The 20,887-nt window shown below is 60.1% G+C and carries 17 protein-coding genes, 1 pseudogene and 1 riboswitch; of the genes and pseudogenes, 7 read left to right on the forward strand and 11 right to left on the reverse strand.

Going from position 1 to position 20,887, the window contains the following annotated elements; translation table 11 throughout:
- Positions 1-4 precede the first annotated feature (4 nt).
- From Q668_RS15500 to Q668_RS15520, 5 genes are read right to left on the reverse strand one after another with little or no spacing between them, the layout of a single operon-like run.
- On the reverse strand, positions 5-2,869 hold the full coding sequence (locus Q668_RS15500; RefSeq protein WP_022990547.1) for an EAL domain-containing protein: 2,865 nt from the start codon (positions 2,867-2,869) through the stop codon (positions 5-7).
- Positions 2,866-3,282, reverse strand: a complete 417-nt coding sequence (locus Q668_RS15505) for a response regulator (RefSeq protein ID WP_022990548.1) — start codon at positions 3,280-3,282, stop codon at positions 2,866-2,868. Before Q668_RS15505 ends, Q668_RS15500 begins: the two co-directional genes overlap by 4 nt.
- 1 nt (position 3,283) lies before the next feature.
- Positions 3,284-4,891, reverse strand: a complete 1,608-nt coding sequence (locus tag Q668_RS15510; protein WP_022990549.1) for a sensor histidine kinase — start codon at positions 4,889-4,891, stop codon at positions 3,284-3,286.
- Positions 4,892-5,431, reverse strand: a complete 540-nt coding sequence (locus Q668_RS15515; protein WP_022990550.1) for a response regulator — start codon at positions 5,429-5,431, stop codon at positions 4,892-4,894.
- Positions 5,428-6,309, reverse strand: a complete 882-nt coding sequence (locus Q668_RS15520; RefSeq protein ID WP_022990551.1) for an ATP-binding protein — start codon at positions 6,307-6,309, stop codon at positions 5,428-5,430. The genes Q668_RS15515 and Q668_RS15520 overlap by 4 nt, the downstream gene beginning before the upstream one ends.
- Positions 6,310-7,088: 779 nt before the next feature.
- Between Q668_RS15520 and Q668_RS17555 the strand changes: the two are divergent.
- A pseudogene (locus Q668_RS17555) lies at positions 7,089-7,460 on the forward strand (GGDEF domain-containing protein); the annotation flags it as partial.
- 71 nt (positions 7,461-7,531) lie between these two features.
- Here Q668_RS17555 and Q668_RS15525 read toward each other — a convergent pair.
- A complete protein-coding gene (locus Q668_RS15525) occupies positions 7,532-8,926 on the reverse strand; it encodes an MATE family efflux transporter (RefSeq protein ID WP_022990554.1) in 1,395 nt (464 codons plus the stop codon).
- Between the two features lie 163 nt (positions 8,927-9,089).
- On the opposite strand from Q668_RS15525, the gene Q668_RS15530 reads away from it, so the two are divergent.
- On the forward strand, positions 9,090-9,950 hold the full coding sequence (locus Q668_RS15530; RefSeq protein ID WP_022990555.1) for an EamA family transporter: 861 nt from the start codon (positions 9,090-9,092) through the stop codon (positions 9,948-9,950).
- 159 nt (positions 9,951-10,109) lie between these two features.
- Complete coding sequence (locus Q668_RS15535; protein WP_022990556.1) at positions 10,110-11,504, forward strand: sodium-dependent transporter; 1,395 nt, start codon at positions 10,110-10,112, stop codon at positions 11,502-11,504.
- A 104-nt stretch (positions 11,505-11,608) separates the two neighbouring features.
- Here Q668_RS15535 and Q668_RS15540 read toward each other — a convergent pair whose 3' ends face one another.
- From Q668_RS15540 to Q668_RS15550, 3 genes are all read right to left on the reverse strand, one after another.
- Positions 11,609-12,187, reverse strand: coding sequence for a QsdR family transcriptional regulator (locus tag Q668_RS15540; RefSeq protein ID WP_227498375.1), 579 nt, complete (start codon positions 12,185-12,187; stop codon positions 11,609-11,611).
- Positions 12,188-12,251: 64 nt separating this feature from the next.
- The gene (locus tag Q668_RS15545) at positions 12,252-12,974 is read right to left on the reverse strand and encodes a 3'-5' exonuclease (protein WP_022990558.1); all 723 of its coding nucleotides are present in this window, start codon (positions 12,972-12,974) and stop codon (positions 12,252-12,254) included.
- Positions 12,967-14,841: a putative nucleotidyltransferase substrate binding domain-containing protein gene (locus Q668_RS15550; RefSeq protein WP_022990559.1), complete on the reverse strand. Its 1,875-nt coding sequence runs from the start codon at positions 14,839-14,841 to the stop codon at positions 12,967-12,969. The genes Q668_RS15545 and Q668_RS15550 overlap by 8 nt, the downstream gene beginning before the upstream one ends.
- A 121-nt stretch (positions 14,842-14,962) precedes the next feature.
- A riboswitch (cobalamin riboswitch) is annotated at positions 14,963-15,177 on the forward strand.
- A 139-nt stretch (positions 15,178-15,316) separates the two neighbouring features.
- Here Q668_RS15550 and Q668_RS15555 point away from each other — a divergent pair.
- From Q668_RS15555 to Q668_RS15570, 4 genes are read left to right on the forward strand one after another with little or no spacing between them, the layout of a single operon-like run.
- Entirely contained in the window at positions 15,317-17,155 is a 1,839-nt protein-coding gene (locus Q668_RS15555) for a TonB-dependent receptor plug domain-containing protein (protein WP_022990560.1), read from the forward strand.
- Between the two features lie 30 nt (positions 17,156-17,185).
- Positions 17,186-18,070 carry a cobalamin-binding protein gene (locus tag Q668_RS15560; RefSeq protein WP_022990561.1) on the forward strand — a complete coding sequence of 295 codons (885 nt, stop codon included), beginning with the start codon at positions 17,186-17,188 and terminating at the stop codon, positions 18,068-18,070.
- Positions 18,071-18,083: 13 nt separating this feature from the next.
- Positions 18,084-19,031 (forward strand): FecCD family ABC transporter permease, encoded by a 948-nt coding sequence (locus tag Q668_RS15565; protein ID WP_413771521.1) that lies wholly within the window; start codon positions 18,084-18,086, stop codon positions 19,029-19,031.
- Complete coding sequence (locus tag Q668_RS15570) at positions 19,031-19,804, forward strand: ABC transporter ATP-binding protein (protein ID WP_022990563.1); 774 nt, start codon at positions 19,031-19,033, stop codon at positions 19,802-19,804. Before Q668_RS15565 ends, Q668_RS15570 begins: the two co-directional genes overlap by 1 nt.
- An 11-nt stretch (positions 19,805-19,815) precedes the next feature.
- On the opposite strand, the gene Q668_RS15575 is transcribed toward Q668_RS15570, so the two are convergent.
- On the reverse strand, positions 19,816-20,235 hold the full coding sequence (locus Q668_RS15575) for a hypothetical protein (RefSeq protein WP_022990564.1): 420 nt from the start codon (positions 20,233-20,235) through the stop codon (positions 19,816-19,818).
- Positions 20,219-20,827 (reverse strand): nucleotidyltransferase domain-containing protein, encoded by a 609-nt coding sequence (locus Q668_RS15580; protein ID WP_022990565.1) that lies wholly within the window; start codon positions 20,825-20,827, stop codon positions 20,219-20,221. The genes Q668_RS15575 and Q668_RS15580 overlap by 17 nt, the downstream gene beginning before the upstream one ends.
- Positions 20,828-20,887: the final 60 nt, after the last annotated feature.

Genomic DNA, 20,887 nt, shown 5'->3' on the forward strand with positions numbered 1-20,887 from the left:
CGCATCAGGTCTGCGGTTGCATATTGGCGTGGTATTTGAACGCCTGCCGGATATGCTCCCGCAGCTGTTTTTCGTCCCAGGGCTTGGTCAGGAACTTGTAGATTGCGCCCTGGTTGATGGCCTCGGTGACGGATTTCAGGTCGGTGTAGCCGGACAGCACAATGCGCACGGTGTGCGGGTGAATGGCTTTCACCTGGCTGAGAAACTCGGTGCCGGACATTTCCGGCATGCGCTGGTCTGAAATGATCACCTGTACTTCGTTTTCCGCCAGCAGGGTGAAGGCTTCGATGATGCTGGTGGATGACAGAATCCGGTAGCCATCCCGGCGCAGGGTCCGGGTCAGGGCCTTGATGATGTTCACCTCATCGTCCAGCAGCAGGACGGTTTTCTGCTCTTCCTCTGCATTATCACTGCCGCCGGCCCCGCGATGTCCGTGCAGGTTCATATATTCGGTCAGCTGCCCGAACGGCATGGGCCGCGAGAAGGCATAGCCCTGCAGCAGGTCACACTGGTTGCGGCGCAGGAAGTTGGCCTGGGCCTCGGTTTCCACCCCTTCAGCCACCACTTCCAGCGACAGGTGGTGGGCCATGGAAATGACGCCCCGGGTGATGGCGGCATCACTCCGGTTCTTGATGACTTCCTTGATGAACGAGTTGTCGATCTTGATCCGGTTGGCGGGCATCTGCTTGATGTAGGTCAGGCTCGAAAAACCGGTACCAAAATCATCAATCGAGATCTGTACACCCAGCTCCCGGAGTTTGTGGAGTGTGTCGACGACCTGGCTGGTGTCATTGATGACCGCAGACTCCACCATCTCCAGGTCCAGCGCCTGGGCTGGCAGGCCGGATTCTCCCAGGGCCCGTTTGACCGTCGCCAGAAAATCGGTTTTCCGGATTTGCACCGGCGAGATATTCACACCCACCGAACAGTCCCGGAAGCCGGCGGCATGGAGTTTGACCATATCCCGGCAAGCCTGGTCCAGCACCCATTCACCCAGAGCGATAATCTGCCCGGTTTCCTCTGCCAGCGGCACGAAGTCTGCTGGTGATACCAGTCCCAGTTCCGGGTGTTCCCAGCGCACCAGCGCTTCCACCGAGCGGGCCTGGCCGGTGCGGGAGTCGATCATCGGCTGGTAGTACAGCGTCAGCGCCCGGTTATCGATGGCGTCTTGCAGCTGGTTGCGCAGTTTGACCCGGTAGCCGGCCTGGGTGTTCATGGCTTCTTCGAACCACTGCCAGGTGTTCCGGCCCAGTTGCTTGGCCTGGTACATGGCCAGGTCGGCCTGCTGGATCAGTTCGGCGGGGCTGCTGATGTTGCCGTCGGTTTCGGTCATGCCGATGCTGGCGGTCAGGTGCAGGGTAACGTCGCCAATCCGGTAAGGGTTGGCCAGGGTGCTCATCACCTGTTCCACCACCATCTGGGCATCGCTGCCGTGGGTCAGGCCCGAGAGCGCCACCACAAATTCATCGCCACTGACCCGTGCCACGGTGTCGCCGGAGCGCACCAGCCCTTTCAGCCGGCGGGCAACTTCAATCAGGATCTGGTCGCCGGTACGGTGGCCCAGAGAATCGTTGATCAGCTTGAAACCGTCCAGGTCAATGAACAGCACGCCCACGTGGCGGTTGTAGCGCCGGGCAAACTGGCAGGCCTGGGTCAGCCGGTCTTCCAGCAGGGTGCGGTTGGGCAGCTGGGTGAGCACATCGTGGCTGGAGTTGTAGGCCAGCTGGTGTTCGATGGATTTGCGCTCGGAAATGTCGTTCTGTACGCCCACGTAATGGGTGATTTCGTTGCGTTCATTGCGGATCGGCGACAGGTACAGGTCGTTCCAGAACGGTGTGCCGTCCTTGCGGTAGTTACGCAGCATAACCGACACTTCTTCGCCGTTGGCCAGGCCCCGGTGGATTGTCTCCAGCGCCTGAATGTTGCTGTCATCGGACGGATCGCCCTGCAGGAACCGGCAGTTGCGGCCCAGGACCTCAGCGGCGCTGTAGCCGGTGATGCGCTCGAAGGTGGGGTTTACGTAAACCAGTGGCATGTCGTCGGCTCGGGCATCGGCTACCACCATGCCGTTGGAGCTGGTTTCAATGCAGCGTTGCAGCAGTTTCAGCTGCCGGGTGTTTTCGATCTGGGCGGTTTTGTCGGTCAGGGTGAACAGGGCCAGTTCGTGGTGGCCAATGGTGATGTTCTGGCTGGCCACTTCGACAATCAGCTTTCGGCCATCCCTGGTGCGGTGGCGTTCCAGCCCTGCACCCGCTTGCAGCACCATACCGTCACCATCCGGCTCGGCGGTGAGGGATTGATCGGCCAGGTCGGCAATGTTCAGGCCTGTCACTTCCTCTGGCACCACGCCATAGAGCGTGCGTGCAGCTTGGTTCATGGCATTCATGCGGCCGCTGCCCGGCGCCGCCAGGCACATGGGCGTGGGGTTATTCTCGAACAGCAGCCGGTACTGGGCTTCGCTGCTGGCCAGGTCTTCGGTGGCGACAGCACGGTCGATGGCATAGCGAATGCTGCGCAACAGGGCGTGGCCATCGATACGGCCCTTGACCAGGTAATCGGCGGCCCCCAGTTCCACGGCACGGGCATCCAGTTCCTCATCGCCTTGGCCGGTCAGCAGGATAAACGGGGTGGTGATGCCTTCGTTCTTCGCCTGCTGGATCAGGTCCAGGCCGGAATCCGGCCCCAGGCGCAGGTCAACCAGGGCCACATCAAAGGTTTCCAGGTGCAGGGCTGCCAGGCCATCGTCCAGGCTGTTGTGCCAGGTCAGCCGGGTTTTGCCCGGGTTGGCTTCCGCCAGCAGGTCTTCGGTGATCAGGTAGTCGTCTTCGTCGTCCTCGATCAGCAGCACGCGTAGTATCGCGTCGGTCATTGCGGTTCCCACCAGGTTGCCAGGGATTTCACGATGTCGATCAGTTCGGTATAGCTGGACGGTTTCACCAGGTAGTCGTTGGCCCCCCGGGCCAGGCAAAAGGCCCGGTCTTCATCGTTTCTGGAGGTCGTCAGGATAACCGTTGGCAGCTGTTGCAGGGCGGCCTCCGAGCGGATTTCCGCCAGCGATTGCCGGCCGTCTTTCAGGGGCATGTTCAGGTCTAGTAGCAACAGGTCCGGCAGCTGCCCCCGGCTTTGTGCGTCCAGCAGCAGGGTCATCAGCTCCACGCCGTCCGAGACAAACTGCAACTGGCAGTGTTCACAGGTTTCCTCGAAGGCATCCTGCAGCATCAGCTGGTCGTCCGGATCGTCTTCGGCGATCAGGATCACCGGCGGGCGGTTGCTGCGGGTCATATCAGGCCGCTCCCTGACCGCTGCGCAAGCGGATACGGAAGGTGGTGCCGGTACCGGGCTGGCTGTTCAGGCTGACGGATGCTCCGTGGCGATCCAGGATCTTTTTCACAATGGCCATACCGATGCCGGTGCCCGGGTAGCCTTCTTTCTGGTGCAAGCGCTGGAACGGGTGGAACAGTTTTTCCGCATAGCGTTCGTCGAAGCCGATGCCGTTATCGCTGACCACCAGGGTCCAGGCATCGTTCGTGATGTCTTCGGCCCGCACCTGAACCACCGGTGGCCGGTCCGGGGCGTGGAACTTGATAGCGTTGCTCAGCAGGTTCTGCAGCACCTGCCGCAACTGGGTGGCGTCGCCCCAGGTTGCCGGCAGCGGTTCGGCCTCTACCCGGCCTTGCGCCCGGCTGATGCTGGTTTCCATATCCACCAGCACGTCGCTGAGGATTTCGTTGGTGTTGCAGGCCACCATGGGCTTGGCCCGGGTGGTTACCCGCGAATAGGACAGCAGGTCTTCAATCAGTGCCTGCATGCGCCCGGCGGCAGACTGCATGCGCCGCAGATAGTCTTTTTCCCGCTCGCCCAGGTCTTCGGAACGGGCAATCAGGCGGTCCGAGAACGCCTGTATCTTGCGCAGGGGTTCCTGCAGATCGTGGGAGGCCACAAAGGCAAAGTCCTGCAGCTCCCGGTTGCTGCGCTCCAGCTCTTTCATGGTGTCTTCCAGCTGTTGCATGGCGTTGCGCAGGGCAGTGGTGTCACGGGCCACCACGTAGATCAGGTCGTCTGCACTGATAATGGCGTTGATGTCGACCCAGTGGATGCCTCCCTGCCGGTTGAGGATACGAACCTCCAGGTCTTTGATTTCCGCACCTTCGCCCAGTGCCCATACGGCTTCCTGGACCGCTTCCCGGTCGTCCGCATGGACCAGGTCCAGGTAGGACGTACCCAGCAGTTCATCCCGGGTGTAGCCCAGGGTGTCGACAAAGTGGGCGTTCAGCTCGAAGAAATAACTGTTCAGGTCGATGATGCAGAACATGTCGGGTGACAGCGAGAAGAACTGTTCCCGTTCCTGGGTGAGGATTTCTGCCACCAGTTCATTGCTGATGTCCCGGCCTACGCAGAACAGGATCTGGTCTTCCGGAGACCACTCGGCAATCCAGGCAATCGTGATGACCTGGCCGTTGCGGTGGTTCAACCGGGCCCGGAACTCGATGGCTTTGTCGTGTTCGCCGGAGATCAACCTGGCCATTTCATCTTCGGTACTGGCCCGGTCTTCCGGCACCAGTAGCTGGCGGTAGGGCTGGCCCTGAAGCTCTTCGGGGCTGTAGCCAAGAATGGTGAGACAGGCCGGGCTGATCTGCAAAAAGGTGCCATCGGCACTGATGGAGCAGAGAATATCCCGGGAGAACTCCAGGAAGCGCTCGTTGATGTAGCGCAGCGCCCGTTCCTGCTCCAAGTGGTAGTTGAGGGTGTTATTGAGCTCTTCCAGTGACGCCGAACGCTGCCGGGCCTGGTTCCAGAACCGGTAGCTGGCAATGGCCAGGGCCACCACCAGTATCGACGCGCTGACAATGAGCAGAATCAGCCAGGGGCTGAAGCCAGAAGAAACCGCCATTCAGTCGGAAGACCCCGCATCGTCGTCCAGCAGTACCGAACCATCGGCATCCCGGCGCACCCGGGTAATGCCGGGGTTGTCGGCCTCCAGGCGCAGCAGTTCTTCTTCCCGGGCCCTGATCATGGCGCGCTGGGCGTCGTTTTCCTTGCGCAGGCGCTGGTTTTCTTTTTGCAGCTGATACAGGCCGATGGCGGAGCTAATGGCGGCTACCACTTCGTGGTCGTCCCAGGGCTTGGTCAGGTAGCGGAACACTTCGGCCTGGTTGATGGCCTTGACCATGGAATCGCTGTCGCCATGGCCGCTGAGCACCAGGCGCACGGCATCCGGCTGCTTCTGCTTGGCAAATTTCAGGTAGGTGACGCCATCGGCCATGGGCATCTTGTAGTCTGACAGGATGACCGCGTACTCGTGTTGCAGAAGGGCTTCGAGGGCTTCTTCCACATCGCTGAAGGCGTCGACCTGCCAGTCCTGGCGGCGCAACAGGCGGCGCAAGCTGTTGAGAACGTTCGGCTCGTCGTCGACCAGCTGGATTCTGATCATGCAGGGTTCTCCGTATCCTGGTTGGGATGTGTGTGCCGGAGCGGTTCCGGTTGTGTTACCGGCAGTGTAATCCGGAATCGGGTGCCCTGCCCGGGCTCGCTGTGTACCTCGATCTCGCCATTGTGCTTCTTGATGATGTTGAAAGACAGCGACAGCCCCAGCCCGGTGCCCTTGCCGATGCCCTTGGTGGTGAAGAACGGCTCGAAAATGCGGTTCAGGTGCTCGCTGGCAATACCCTTTCCGGTGTCTTCCACTTCCAGGGTAACGCTATCACCCTGGTGCCGGGTACGAATGGTGATCTTGCCGAAATCCTCGATGGCGTGGGCCGCGTTCACCAGCAGGTTCATGATCACCTGGTTGATCTGGGAGGCAATGCACTCCACGTGGGGCAGCTCTCCGAAATCCCGGACAACCTCGGCTTTGTATTTGAGCTCGTTGTTCACCACGTTCAGGGTGGTTTCAATACCCCGGTGCAGGTCGGCCTGCTTGAACTCTTCTTCCTCGATGTGGGAGAAGTCCTTCATCGCCGAGATGATGGTTTTTACCCGTTCGATACCCTCGCGGGATTCGCTCAGCAGGTCTTTCAGGTCTTCCCGCAGGTAGTTGTAATCGATGTTGTGGCGAATCTGGCGCAGATCCTCCAGCGATGCCGCGGTGTCGATGGCGTCGGTCAGCCGGAACAGGTCGTTCAGGTAGTTTTCCAGGGTTTGCAGGTTGGAATAGACATAGCCCACCGGGTTGTTGATCTCGTGGGCAACCCCCGCGGCCAGCTGGCCGATGGCCGCCAGTTTTTCTGATTGCAGCAATTGTTTGTTGGCCTGCTCCAGTCGGGCATTGAGTGCCTCCTGGCCGGTGTTGGTGGGTTCCTTGTCGGTCATTTGGGTGCCTGCCTGCGGGTTGGTTGGATAAACAATATCTGGATTGCATTCAGTATAAATTCACTGCCCCGGTTTTTGCGTAACGTTTGGTTTCCGGAATTCACGCCAAGTTATTAGTTCTTCGTGAGATGCGTGCTTGTTCGGGTAGAGATTTGTTAAGAATCGTTGTCGCGCGGCGACCGCTCAATTAGCTTGCGCTATTCTTGATTCCCAAATAAGACTTTTGTCGGATCCGGTTCCGCATGCTGCATCGTTTGAAGAACGATTTTCGCCTGTCCATCATTACCCTGCTCGGCGCCAGTGCCGTGCTGGGGATTACGCCGTTTGCCGTGCTTCGGTTCCTGCAGGGCAACACCATGGCGGGCCTGCTCGATACGGTGATCCTTGCGGGTATTTCCTTCGGAGTGATTTACAGCTGGCTGACCGGCAACACCCGGGTGGGCGGCATGGTGCTGGCCCTGGTGGCCTGCGGCGGTGCGGTATCGGTTGGCTATGTGGTGGGCGAGCCGGGCCTGTTCTGGTTGTATCCCTGCCTGGTAACCACCTTCTTCCTGGTGGCACCGAAGATTGCCATTGTGCTGAATATTGCCTCGGTGCTGGTGCTGATGTCGTTCGGAGAGGCCTTCAGCTCCCAGGTGCAGATGTGGTCCTTTGCCTCCACGGCAGTTGTCGTCAGTGCCTGTGCCTATGTGTTCGCTTACCGGAACAAGAACCAGCGGGTGCGCCTGGAACACCTGGCCACCATTGATCCCCTCACCGGGGTGAAAAACCGGCGTTCGATGGACGAAGCGCTGGACCTGGCGGCCGCCAACGCCGAGCAGACCGGGCAGTCCTACGCGCTGGTGCTGCTGGACCTGGATCATTTCAAAACCATCAACGACGACTATGGCCACGGTGTCGGCGACAGTGTGCTGACCGAGCTGGTCGCGCTGATCGAACACAATACCCGCAAGTCAGACCAGTTGTTCCGCTATGGCGGCGAGGAGTTCGTCCTGCTGCTGCCGGGTGTAGATGGCGTGGGGCTGCAGTCGGTGATGACCAACCTGCAGCAATTGTTGCGCCGGCGGCTGAAGCACCCGGGCGGGGCGGTCACGGCTTCCTTCGGTGTGGCATTGCTGGGCCATGGCGAAAGTGTAGCCAGCTGGCTGCGGCGTGCCGACAACGCCTTGTATGAAGCCAAGGAATCCGGCCGTGACCGGATTGTCTATGCAGACGCCCTGGCTCAGGCCGGTTCCGGTGCCGGCCGGTACCGGAACAGCCGCCAGCCCAGCAGCAAGCTGGCGGAGGTCAGCCCCGCGGTTAGTCCCACCCAGAATCCGGCCGCGCCCAGCGCCGGCAGCAGTGCGTCTGTAAAGGTCAGAAAGTAACCCAGCGGCAAGCCGATTCCCCAGAACGAGAACAGCATGATAAACATGGGGATGCGGGTGTCCTTGTAACCCCGGAGTGCGCTGATGCAGGTGACCTGGATGACGTCTGCAATCTGGAACATGGCGGCAAAGGTCAGCAACCGGACAGTGACCGCCTGTACCTCGGCATCACTGGAATACAGCGCCGCAATCGGCCCGGAAAACACATACAGGGCGCTGGCGAAGATCAGGGCGATGGCCGAGGCCAGGATCAGCGAGCTTCGGGAAATCAGCCGGGCGGTGTCCGGGGCCCGGGCGCCGATCAGAAAACTGACTCGCAGGGTCAGCGCCATTCCGATGCTCAGCGGCAGCATGAACAACAGCGACACCACGTTCAGGGCAATCTGGTGCCCTGCCACCACCACCGGCCCCAGCGGAGCCAGGAACAGCGCAATAACCGAAAACATGCTGGCTTCTACGAAAATGGTAAAGCCGATCGGCACACCAATGCGCAGAATGTAACGGATGCCCTGCCAGTTCGGTTTCACCCAGTCTGCCAGTATATGGAAGGCCCGGAAGGTCTTGCTGTAGTTCAGGTACACCAGCAGGGCGATGGCCGCCGTTCCGTTCGACAAGGAGGTGGCCCAGCCGCAACCCACGCCCCCCATGGCCGGCAGGCCGAGCTTTCCGTAGATGAAAATGTAGTTCAGGGGCAGGTTGATCAGGGTGCTGAGCACCGAAAATGCCATGATCACCCGGGTGTGCCCGAGCCCATCTGTAAGGCCTCGCAGGGCGTTCATCAGCAGCATGGCAGGAATGCCCCAGGCGAAGGCATCCAGGTAGCCCTGGGTTATGCCTGCGGTGGTGGGCTCCATCTTCAGCATCGACAGCACCGGCTGTACGTTGGTCAGCAACAGCACCATCACTACGGTGCCGGCCAGGGCGATGTACAGCCCCTGCCAGGTAGCCGGCATGATCTTGCCGGTGGTGCGGGCACCGTTGTAGCCGGAAATGATCGGTTGCAGCGCGCCGAGCAGGCCCATGAAAAACAGGAACAGCGGCATCCACAGGCTGCTGCCGATGCCGACACCGGCCAGGTCTTCGGCACTGGCGTGGCCGGCCATCACGGTATCGATGACACCATTGGCCATCTGGGCCAGCTGGGCAATCAGGATGGGGCCGCCCAGAATAGCCAGGGTTTTCCATTCAGTAAGGGTGCGGCTGACCAGCGGTTGCCGGGCTTCTGGTAACGGTTGGTGGTTATCGTCCATGGGTTTCCGGGCTTGTGTGCGGTGCGTATAGGGGCCTTGGCTGGCTGCAGATCATACCCTATCGCCGGTGTTGGTTCTTATAGGGACAAGCACGCCTTCAGAAACTGCATTTGCCGGCAGAAATCAGTAAAGTAGCAGCCCGGATTTTTGCAGGTGGCGTGCGATGAAACTGTTGGTTCTGGTTACGATTCTCTGGGCACTCTCGTTCAGTCTGATTGGTGAATTCCTGGCTGGCCGGGTAGACAGCGACTTTGCGGTGCTCAGCCGGGTGTTGCTGGCAGCTCTGGTATTCCTGCCCCTGACCCGCTGGCGTGGTGTTCCCGGAGGCATGAAGCTGGGCATCATGGCCACCGGTATGCTGCAGTTCGGTATCACCTACCTGTGCCTGTACCGCTCGTTCAGTTACTTGACGGTGCCGGAAGTGCTGTTGTTCACCATCTTCACTCCGCTGTATGTCACCCTGCTGGACGATGCCCTGTACCGCCGGTTTTCCCCGGTGGCCCTGCTGGCTGCGGCCATCGCCACCCTGGGCGCCGGCATTATCCGCTACGACGGCCTGAGCGAAGACTACATCACTGGTTTCCTGTTGTTGCAGGTGGCCAATTTCACCTTTGCCGCCGGCCAGGTGGGCTACAAGCATGTAATGCAGCGTTACCCGCTGGAGCTGCCGGGCTACCGCACTTTCGGTTATTTCTTCTTTGGCGCGCTGGTCATCGCCCTGCCGTCGTTCCTGGTTTTCGGCAATCCGGACAAGCTGCCGGCTACCGGCTTGCAGTGGGGGATTCTGGCCTGGCTTGGCCTGGCGGCTTCTGGTTTGGGCCTGTATCTGTGGAACCGCGGCGGCTGCCAGGTGGATGCTGGTACCCTGGCGATCATGAATAATGCCCTGGTGCCGGCCGGCTTGCTGATTAACCTGTTGATCTGGAACCGGGATGCGGACCTCGGGCGGCTGGCGCTCGGCGGCCTGGTGATTGCGTTCTCGCTGTGGGTGAATAACCGGTTTCGGCGGCAGGCCCTGGCCTGATCTCCTGGCCGGGGCCGGCCGTAAACAACTGAACAACATTTCAACACTGGCATCGTTTGGCCAGTGCTGGCAGAATCCGGCCCCAACTGCCCCAGCACTCAGGCTCGGCGCACTCACAATCCGTAATTTCCTAAAGCCAAAAGCACAGGAATAAAACTCATGACTCAGTCCAACTCCGCAGCTGACAGCGGTACCGGGGCTCGCGGACTCTGGTCTTCCAGACTCGCGTTTATTCTGGCAGCAACCGGTTCTGCTGTCGGCCTTGGTAACGTGTGGAAGTTTCCCTACGTAACCGGTGAAAACGGCGGCGGCGCGTTCGTTCTCGTTTACCTGCTCTGTATCTTCATCATCGGTATTCCCATCATGATGGCCGAGGTGTTTATCGGCCGGAATGGTCGCCACAACCCGATCACCAGTTTCCGGCTGGTGGCAGAGCGCAACCTGGCGTCTCCGGGTTGGCGTATTTCTGCCATCATCGGTATGTTCGCGGCCTTTATCATTCTGTCGTTCTACTCCGTTATCGGTGGCTGGGCGGCTTCCTACATCGGCCACGCGGCCATGGGTGACTTTACCGGCGGCACGGCGGATTCGGTAGGCGCCTTGTTCGAGGGTTTGAAGAGCAACCCCGGCCTGTTGCTGTTCTGGCATACCGTGTTTATGGCGCTGGTTATCCTGGTGGTAGCCCGTGGCCTGAAGGGTGGCCTTGAGCGTGCTGCGACCATCCTGATGCCGGCACTGCTGGTGTTGCTGCTGGTAGTGGTGGGCTATGCCACCACCACCGGGCATTTCGGCGAAGCGGTCAGCTTCCTGTTTACCCCGGATTTCAGCGCCCTGACCATTGACGGCGTCCTGATTGCCCTGGGCCACGCGTTCTTCACCCTGAGCCTGGGTATGGCCATCATGATGGCCTACGGTTCTTACCTGGGTAACGATGTGAAGATCGGCCGCACGGCGGTCAGCGTTGCGATCATGGATACCGTGGTGGCCCTGCTGGCAGGCCTTGCCATCTTCCCTGTGGTGTTTGCCAACGGTCTGGAAGCCGGTGCCGGACCCGGCTTGATTTTCCAGACCCTGCCGCTGGCGTTCGGTAACATGCCGATGGGTAGTCTGTTCGGTACCCTGTTCTTCGTTCTGCTGCTCTTTGCTGCCTGGACCTCTGGCATTTCCCTGCTGGAGCCAGTGGTTGAGTGGGTTGAGGAAAAAACCAGCCTGGGCCGTACCGGCAGTGCCATTGTCGCCGGCGGTGCCTGCTGGGCGCTGGGTATTGCCTCGATCCTGTCACTGAACGTGTGGTCTGGCGTTACCCCGCTGGGCATGTTCACAGCCTTTGAAGGCAAGACCATCTTCGACCTGCTGGACTACTTCACCGCCAATATCATGCTGCCGCTGTCCGGTATGCTGACCGCCATTTTTGTGGGCTGGTTTGTGGCCAAGGAGTCTCTGAAGAGCGACCTGGCCATGGGTGCTGGTGCCTTTGCCCTGTGGCACATTCTGCTGCGGTTCGTAACTCCGGTTGCGGTGGCGATTGTGTTTGTTTACAACCTGATCGGTTGATCCGGTGCGGCCGTTCTGGCCGCTGCCACACCACAAAAAAACCGGCGCTGGTAGCAGTGCCGGCTTTTTTTGTACCTGAAGATGACTGCCTGAACCTTGCCGTTCTAGACCTTGCCGCCCAGCAGGATGCGCACCGCCGTGCAGGCATCTTCGAGTTCTTCGTCCCGGGGGTCGTGGCCGCCGATGATGTCGCTGTACAGGCAGGACTCGGCAATGCGGACCATAAAGTAGGACAGGCTCTGGATGTTCATGGGCGGGCTCAGGTGGCCAGCGCGCACTTCGTCCTTGAGTAAGCGGGTGTTCACTTCCACGGTGCGGGCGTGCAGCGTGGAGTGGGAGGAAGTGAGCATTTTCAGGGCGTATTCCGGGTCCTGATGCAGGAACTTTCGCAACGGTGCAAAGTGCAGGATGGTCATGTTGATGTGGCGGAACACGCCCACCACGTAGTCGACGCCATGGCCGGGGGTAATGGCACGGGCTTCTTTGTAGAGAGGTTCGTACAGGGACCAGAGAATCTCACCAATCAGCAGGTCCCGGTTGCCCACCCAGCGGAACAGGGTGGCGCGGCCTATGTGCAGGTCATCGGCCAGGGCCGCCAGGCTGATCTTTTCCCCTTTCAGCCACATTCGTCGGGCGCGTTTGAAGGCGTCCAGAGGCGTAGGTTTGGTGATGGTGTCGGTCACTGTGGTCTCTTTGGCAGATTTGCCGTTTATTCTAGCGATTGCCGCCTGCAGGGGCTATGGGTCCTTATACCCACAGGTCGCCAATGGGCGTATCCGGGCTGAAGTGATGAAGTACCTGGGCCTGGAACAGTTCGGCGGTGGCGATGGCGTCGATCAGCGCATTGTGGCCGGCGTAGTGGGGCAGACCGTAGCGGATCCGGCTGTCGGGCAGGCGGATAGAGATGGGCTTTTTCCCCATCAGTTGCTGCCACCGGCCGGGGTTTCGTTTGGGGTGCAGGTAGGCTTCGATGGCCATGGTGTCGATGACCGGGAAGAGCAGCTGTTCTTTCAGGCGCCATTGCAGGGCCATGTTCAGGAACGGCCGCTCTATGTTGCGGTAGTGCACCACGGGTATGCGGCCCTTGAGGTGCTGGAACAGGGTGTCGAGCACCTCGGCAAGGTCCGGGGCGTGTTCAATTTCGCTGTGGGTGATGCCGTGAATCGTAACGGTGTCCTGCTCCAGCGGCAGCTGCGGGCGGACGATCTGGTGCCAGGCCTCGCCGAGTTGTATGCCGCCCAGGGTAAAGGGCACCAGGCCGATGCTGACAATGGAGTGCTTGTTGACGTCCAGGCCAGTGGTTTCGAAGTCCAGGGCGACCAGCGGAACGTCGCGCACGGGGGTGGTGGCATCCGGGCAGCCGGCGTTGTAGAAGTCGCGAATCCGCGCGTCCTTTGCCTGTTTAGCCTGCTGGCGGTAGGTGTCTGGCCAGTTCCGGTTACTGTTGCTGCTTTCGATGGCGTTAGACATTCCGCGTGGCTCCGGCGTTGTAGCGGAAGCGCAGGAATTTCTGGGCGTTGCTGACGATCTGGAAGGCGTCTTTCAGGTGGCTGCGTTCAAACGGCGACAGGTCCTCCGGGCGTACGTTGTTGTCCGGGTCGCGGCCCTCTTCGATGGCCAGGGCCTGATGGCGGATGCGGACGATGGAGATGAATTCCAGGGCATCCCGCAGGTTGCCGGCGTCGTCGTCCAGAATGAGTTTGGTTTTGGCGATGTCGCGCAGGCGTTCGAAGGAGTTCTGGGAGCGGGAACCGCAGGCCAGGGCGTGCACCCGGATGAGGTCAGAAACCGGTGCAGTGCCGCGGCGTTTGAGGTTGAAGGTTTTCTGGTGCTTGCCGTCTTCTTCCAGCACAAAGGTGCGGAAGAAACCCAGGGGCGGTGTGCGGTTCAGGGCATTCCTGGCCAGGAACGTGAGGAAGCGCTGACTTCCTCCGGCCTTTTCCACAATCAGGGTTTTCAGCTGCTCGGCAAAGTCGGTTTCGCCGTAGATGCCGTCCAGGTCGAAGAAGATGTTGCTGTTGAGCAGGGCTTCGGCCTTGGGGTTATCGATCCAGTCAGTGAAATAGTCTTTCCAGACCCTCAGCGGTTGCCGCCATTTCGGGTTGGTGGCCATGATGTCGCCGGTACAGTAGGTGTAGCCGCACTCGGCCAGGCCGTCGGAGACGAACTTGGCCAGGGCCAGGAAGTAGTCGTCGTGTTCTTCCGGAATGAAACTGTCGTCCAGGATCATGGCGTTGTCCTGGTCTGTGACTACCAGCTGCTCGTCCCGGGCCATGGAACCCAGCGCCATGAAACAGTAGGGCACCGGTGGCGGGCCGAGCTTTTCTTCGCCCAGTTCGAGTAACCGCTGGCTGAAACTGCGGCCGATTCCGGCCATGGCACTGCCGATCATGTGGGAGTTGGCGTCTTCGTTGACCATGCGCACGAAGCTCTCGCGCACCTCCAGGCTGATTTTTTTCAGGCCTTTGACGTCTTGCTGGTGGTAGATGTTGCTGACCAGGAACAGGCTGCTCTGGCTTTCGTATTTCACAATGTCGGACAGGGCAACCACGCCCCGTACTTCATCGCCTTCCATCACCGGCAGGTGGTGCACATTGTTGTGCAGCATGGTGAGCATGGCTTCGAAGATAAAGGAACGGGCGCTGATGGTGATCAGCCCTTCCGACATGATTTCGCTGATGGGCGTTTCCGAGGCCAGGGCGTGGGTAACTGCCCGGGTGCGCAGGTCGCGGTCGGTAATAATGCCCTGCAGTTTCGGCCGGTCGCCGGCTTCATCCATCAGCAGCAGCGCAGATACACCGTTTTCCGTCATGATGCGGGCGGCTTCCTGCAGGCGCACGGTGGTAGGAGCGGAGATTGGCTCCCGGGAGATCAGCCGGGTGACCTTGGCGGTCATCAGTTCGTTGGATTTCTCCCGGCGCGACAGGGCCGAGCGCAGCCGGCTGCGGTCTTCGATCTCGACAAAGTCGGCGAAGCTTTCATCCTGTTCCCACAGATACTGGAAAGTGACGTCCGGTATTTTGTAGATCAGGCAGTCCTCAATAGCCTTGGCGGGAAAGCGTACTTTCTTGTTCATCATCAGGCCGAACTGGCCGAAAATCTCGCCCTCGCCCACCCGGTTATAAAGTTCGCCCGAGCGGCGGAAGATTTCCACCGCACCACTGCGAATATAATGCAGCCAGTGGTTCTGCTGGCCCAGCTCCAGGATATGGCTGCCAGCCCGGAAGTACACCACTTCAATGCCGGCCACGATCTTTTCGAGCAGCTCCTCCGGCATGTCATCGAACGGCGGGTACTGGGCAATGTGGTTGCGGATGTCGAGCAGCTCGGCCTGCATAAAACTCCCTGATCTGGCAGTAAAAAGAATGTGTTAACTGATGAATATAGCAGTGCGAACTGTGCGGGGCCACGCAACCTTTTGATAGATCTCGTTGACCACTTTGGCTGGTGTTGCTAGCCTTGCGCCACTTTTTTCAGGTGCCCGTTGCAAAAGCGCAGCGGGTGAAACGGGAAATCGGTGCGCCATTGTATGGCTAATCCGATGCTGCCCCCGCAACGGTAAGCAGGTTAACGGCAATCTGATGCGCCACTGTGCTTCGGCATGGGAAGGTGATTGCCCCGGAGTTCGCTCTGCCTGCAAGCCCGGAGACCGGCCTGGAAAAACACCCGGAGTTGCGGTGGGCTGCTTGGGTGGGCGAATCCCGGCCCGTTTCACAACACCGCACCCGCCTGCCCTCTGCCCGTTCCGCAACCTTAAGCCTGAACCTTGAGTATCAACCCGTGCGGGTGCGCGCGGTTGGCGGAGTAAAGCGATGCATACCCTGAAGTTTCCTGCCGCAATTGCCGGCGTTTCCATGTTGACCCTGCCCCTGGCTGTGGCTGCCCAGTCTTCCGAACCTGCTGAAAACCTTGATCCGATTGTCGTGACTGCGACCCTTGGGCCGAAGACGGTGGGGGAGAGTTTGTCTTCGGTGACGGTGATTGAGCGCGCAGATATCGAGCGCCGGCAACCGGCCGAGTTCCGGGATCTTTTGCGTGCTCAACCGGGTGTTCATGTGGTGTCTGATGGTAGTTACGGTAAAACCACCAGCCTGTTTCTGCGTGGCGCCGGTAGTTCCGGCACGGTTCTTCTACTGGATGGAATTCGTTTGCGCTCGGGCACAGCTGGTATCCCGCCCTGGCAGTTTCTGCCACCGGAGCTGATGGAGCGTGTGGAGCTGGTGCGTGGTGCCAAGAGTTCATTGTATGGTGCTGATGCTGTCGGCGGTGTGGTTCAGGCCTTCACGCTGGAGCCACAGGCGAACCAACAGGGGTGGGCTGAAGTATCGGGTGGTTCTCACAAGACCCGTGAGACCTCAGTTGGCGTTGCTGGTAAAGCGGGACAAACTTCTGTGCTGGCAAGCGGTGTTTACTCCGATACTGATGGAACCAACCTGCGTGCCGGTGGCGATGACAAAGGCTTTCGCAATGCAGGCGGCCTCGCCAAGATCAGCCACCGGTTCGAGCAAGGTGGCGGAGCTGGTGTAACCGTTTTTCAGTCTGAAGGTAACACTGAGTTCGAGAACGGCGATACCGATTACATGATCCGGGCGGCCGGGCTGTATGTTGAGGCGGTGGCCAGCGATTACTGGCGTACCCGGATCCAGTTCTCGGAAGCACGGGATGAGCAGGAAACGTTCGGTGCCTACCCGAGCATCTACGATTCATTGTCCCGTTCTGCCCGTTGGGAGAACACGCTGACCGCCGGTGTTCATGAACTGGTGCTGGGCTCCGAAGTGATGGTGGATGAAGTCGAGGGCAGCGACGAGTTTACCGAAACCAGCCGTACCAACGCTGCGGTGTTTGGCCAGGGGCGCCTGAACTTCGGGGCAACGGATGTCATGCTGAGCCTGCGCCTGGATGATAACGAAGCCTTTGGCAAAGAAGAGACCGGTGGCATTGCCGTTGGCCACCAATTTGATCGTGCTCATCGGGTTCGTCTGAGCTATGCGACCTCATTCAGGGCGCCGACTTTCAATGATCTCTACCTGACCACACCTTACTACACCGGTAACCCGAACCTGGAGGCGGAACAGGGCGAGATGGTTGAACTGGGCATGTCGGGTCGCTACGACCGTTGGTTCTGGGATCTGGCGCTTTACCAGAATGATGTGGAAGACCTGATTACCTATGTATCTGATCCGGTTACCTGGAATGGCACCATGGAGAACGTGGAGACTGCAAGGATTCGCGGTGCTGAACTCTCATCCGGTTTCGACACTGGCGGCTGGAATATCGCGGCGGCCCTAAGCTACTCGGATACAGAAAACAGGGACACGGGTGCCCGTTTGCCTCGTCGTGCGGAAAAGACCGCGCGACTTGATGTTGATCGGCTGTTCTCGCGGTGGTCGGTAGGCGCCAGCCTTGTTGCTGAAGGCAATCGCTATAACGATGCCGCTAACACCAGCCTCTTGCCAGGCCACGGCACCGTCGATCTGCGAGCCGCCTGGAATTTCCTGCCCGGATGGTCGGCCAGCTTCAAGGTGGATAATGTGCTGGATCGTCGTTACACCACCAGCCTTGGCAGTGACAACGTCACCTTCGAGCCGTTCGACTATCTCGCCGCAGGCCGGACGTACATGGCAAGCGTACGCTATGATTTCAGCCGGTAAAGTACTTATCCAGAAAGGTATTGTTTCCTGATGATGGCTCGCGGGCTCACCCTCCTGACCGCTCTCCTACTAGCACCCCTCCCGGTGCTGGCAGAAACCCTGTGTGCCCGCGATGCCCTGCAACGTGATGTCTGCCTGCCGGATGCCGCCACCCGAATTGTCTCCCTGTCGCCCGGCGCCACGGAGCTTCTTTTTTCCGCCGGTGCCGGCGACAAGGTGGTGGGCGCCGGGGCCTGGAGTGATTATCCGCCAGCGGCGGAGCAGTTGCCCCGTGTGGGGGACAGCAACCGGTTGGACCTGGAGGTGATTCTTTCGTTGCAGCCAGACCTGGTGGTGGCCTGGGTGGATGGTAATTCCCGACAGCAGGTGGAGCGGCTGGAGCAGCTGGGTTTGCCGGCGTTCTGGCTGTCGCCCAGGGAGTTTGAGGATATTCCCCGGGCTATTGAACAGCTTGGTACGCTGGCGGGTACTTTGGATGTGGCGCAATCCGAAGCGCTGTCGTTCCGGCAGGGCATCCGGGAACTGGAGGAACGCTACCACTCAGCCGACCCCATTCGGGTGTTCTACCAGATCTGGGATCAGCCCCTGATGACCATCAACCGGGATGAGTTGATCGGTAAAGCCATCGAGCTGTGTGGCGGTATCAATGTCTTTGGTCACCTGCCCCGGCTGGTGCCTCGCATCAGTACCGAGGCGGTTCTGGAAGCCGCACCGGAGGTGATTGTAACCTCTGGCCGTGAGGGCAATGACCGGGCGTGGCTGGCAAGCTGGGAAGCCTACCCAGGCTTGCCGGCGGTCGCTGCCGGCAACCTCTTCCTGGAGCCGCCGGATCTTCTTGCCCGCCCGACTGTTCGTATGCTCGAAGGCGTAAGCCATCTGTGCCAGACACTGGAGACCGCCCGTGGCCGGCTTTAATGCCCTGCGTCCGCTGGCTGTGCTGGTGCTGATCAGCATCGCCGCAGTCACCTTCGCCATCGCCGTGGGCAGTGCCCAGATTGGCGTTGGCAAGGTGGTGTGGGTGTTGGCCGGGGGCGGCTCGGACCTGGATCGTACCCTGATCCTGGATCTACGCCTGCCCCGGGTGCTCAGCGCCTTTGCTGTGGGTGGCTTGCTGGCGGTGGCCGGTGCCTTGATGCAGGTATTGCTGCGCAACCCCCTGGCGGACCCCTATGTACTTGGCCTGTCTGGCGGTGCAGCGGTGGGCGCCCTGCTGGCTATGCTGGCGGGTATGGCCGGATTGATTGTGTCCGGTTCCGCCTTTGCCGGTGCCATGCTGGCCACCCTGCTGGTGTTTGGCCTGGCCCACGGCAGCGGCAGCTGGACACCTTCGCGCCTGCTGCTGACCGGTGTTGTAGTAGCTGCTGGCTGGGGTGCATTGATTACCCTGATCCTGGCCATGACACCGGCAGCCCGGTTGCCGGGCATGCTGTACTGGCTGATGGGCGACCTGTCTCATTCCGGCCAGCCCTGGCCCGGTTTGCTGGTGTTGGTGCTGGTGATCCTGCTGGTGCTGCCGCTGGGCCGGAGCCTGAATGTACTTGCCCGGGGTTCCATGCAGGCGGCGGCGCTGGGCGTGTCGGTTCGGCCGCTGGAATGGCTGGTGTACCTGCTGGCCAGTTTGCTGACTGCAACCGCCGTGACCATGGCCGGTGCAGTCGGGTTTGTCGGGCTGGTGGTGCCGCATATGCTTAGGCTGGTGCTGGGCAATGACCAGCGCCTGATTCTGCCTGCCTGTGCCCTGGCCGGTGGCATTCTGCTGGTGCTGGCGGATACCCTGGGGCGGGTGGTGATTGCCCCGGAGCAACTGCCGGTGGGTGTGATTACCGCTTTGCTGGGGGTGCCCACCTTCCTGTACCTGCTGTACCGGAGCCGATGATGACGACGTTGGCGACTCACGAGCTTGTGATCGACATTCCCGGGCGGGCGTCCGGATCGCCACTGGGACTGCAGGTTGCACCGGGGCAGATCTGGGGTGTGCTCGGCCCCAACGGTACCGGCAAAACCACCCTGCTCCACACCCTGGCTGGCCTTCGGCCACCCCGAGGCGGGCAGGTGTTGCTGGATCAGAAACCCCAAACCTCTCTGCGTCGCAAACAGGTGTCCCGTAATGTTGGTTTAGTCTTTCAGGACCGGCAAGACGGCTTCCCCGCCACGGTCCTGGAAACCGCCCTGATTGGCCGTCATCCCTGGCTCTCGGCCTGGCAAATGGAATCCGCGAACGATATCGCCCTGGCCGAACAGGCCCTGCAGGCCCTGGATGTAGCGCACCTGCGGGATCGTCTGGTCAGCACCCTGTCTGGCGGCGAACGCCAGCGGGTAGCTATTGTCACCCTGATGACCCAGAACCCGGACATCTGGTTGCTGGACGAACCCACCAACCACCTGGACCTGCACCATCAGGTGGCCGTGATGAACCTGCTCACCGCCCGTGCCAACAGCGGCAAGGCGGTGTTTATGTGCCTGCACGACCTGAACCTGGCTGCCCGCTGGTGTGACCATCTTCTACTGCTCTATCCGGATGGCCAGGCCTGCTGGGGGCCGGCGGATACGATGCTGGTGCCCGCGGCCCTTGAACAGTTGTATAACCAGAAGCTGGAAACGGTGGAGGTGGATGGCGCACCGTTCTTTGTGCCCAGCCGCGGGAGCTGATCAGCCGTTTGTCAGGATTTGATCGGCGGTAGTACTTCGACGAGCCCTTTTAATTCCCGGGTGATATCAAATAACTCCCTGAGCAACTGGGGGTTCACATCCATATGGCCTTCGTATTCGGCTAGGTTGCGGGCTGCATGGCACTTATCGAGCACACGCCATTTTGCGTTGGATAAGCCAACGGTATGCTGAAGACACTGGAACACAATGTAGCGGCTTTCTGACCGATACCCGTGCCAGCGCAGCGCGGCCAGCGATAAGGCGTGAGCGGCGCCGTAAGCGAGTGAAAACTGGCTGTCGGCCGATAAGCCGTCAATCGAGGCGTCTCTGAGTTTGGTCTCAGCAGCCCGCATCATCCCGGCAAATTCTTTGGCATCGGGTGGTTCGGCTTTAAGACGTCGTATTCTGACCAGGTTATCCAGTGCTTCCATGCGCTAAGTCCTTTTCATGGGTGAAAACCAGCTCCAGCCGGGGCTGCTCCAGAACCCGTGTAACAAAGCTCTGCTGCTCTTTGATCCGTTGCTCAAATTCGGCTGGTGAGTATACCGTTGGATTGATGGTGCGTTGCAATTGCTGCTCGGCGGGAGCCAGTAACTCCATGATTCCGCTGTAACTCAGATCGTTGCCCACGAGCATCAAATCAACATCGCTTGCCGAATGGGCTTCACCCTTGGCAACGGAACCGTAAATAAAGGCCTGCTCCAGTTGATCGGCCAGCGGTGCCAGCGCGGTTTGCAGTATCTCGCGGATACCAAAGGTTTTCTGCACGAGGCTGCACAATTCCTGAAAGATGGGGGTGTCCTGATTGGCCTGATAATGGTGCTGGTTTCCATGGGGTATCATGATCACCAAGCCAGATTCGGTTAGCTTGGCCAACTCCCGGACGACCGAACCCCGGCCGATCTGGGCAAGCCGTACCAGTTCGTTCAGGTAGAAACTCTGGTCCGGGTGGCCATAAAGTACGGAAAGTAGCCGCTGCTGGGTTTTGGTAAAGAGTGCATCACCGATGCTTCTGCCTGGCATAATCTGGGCTCTGCTGACTAGGTCCTGTTATGGGTACTATAGTACCCAATATGGGAATTG

Source organism: Marinobacter sp. ES-1 (assembly GCF_000475255.1).
Classification (GTDB): Bacteria; Pseudomonadota; Gammaproteobacteria; order Pseudomonadales; family Oleiphilaceae; genus Marinobacter; species Marinobacter vinifirmus.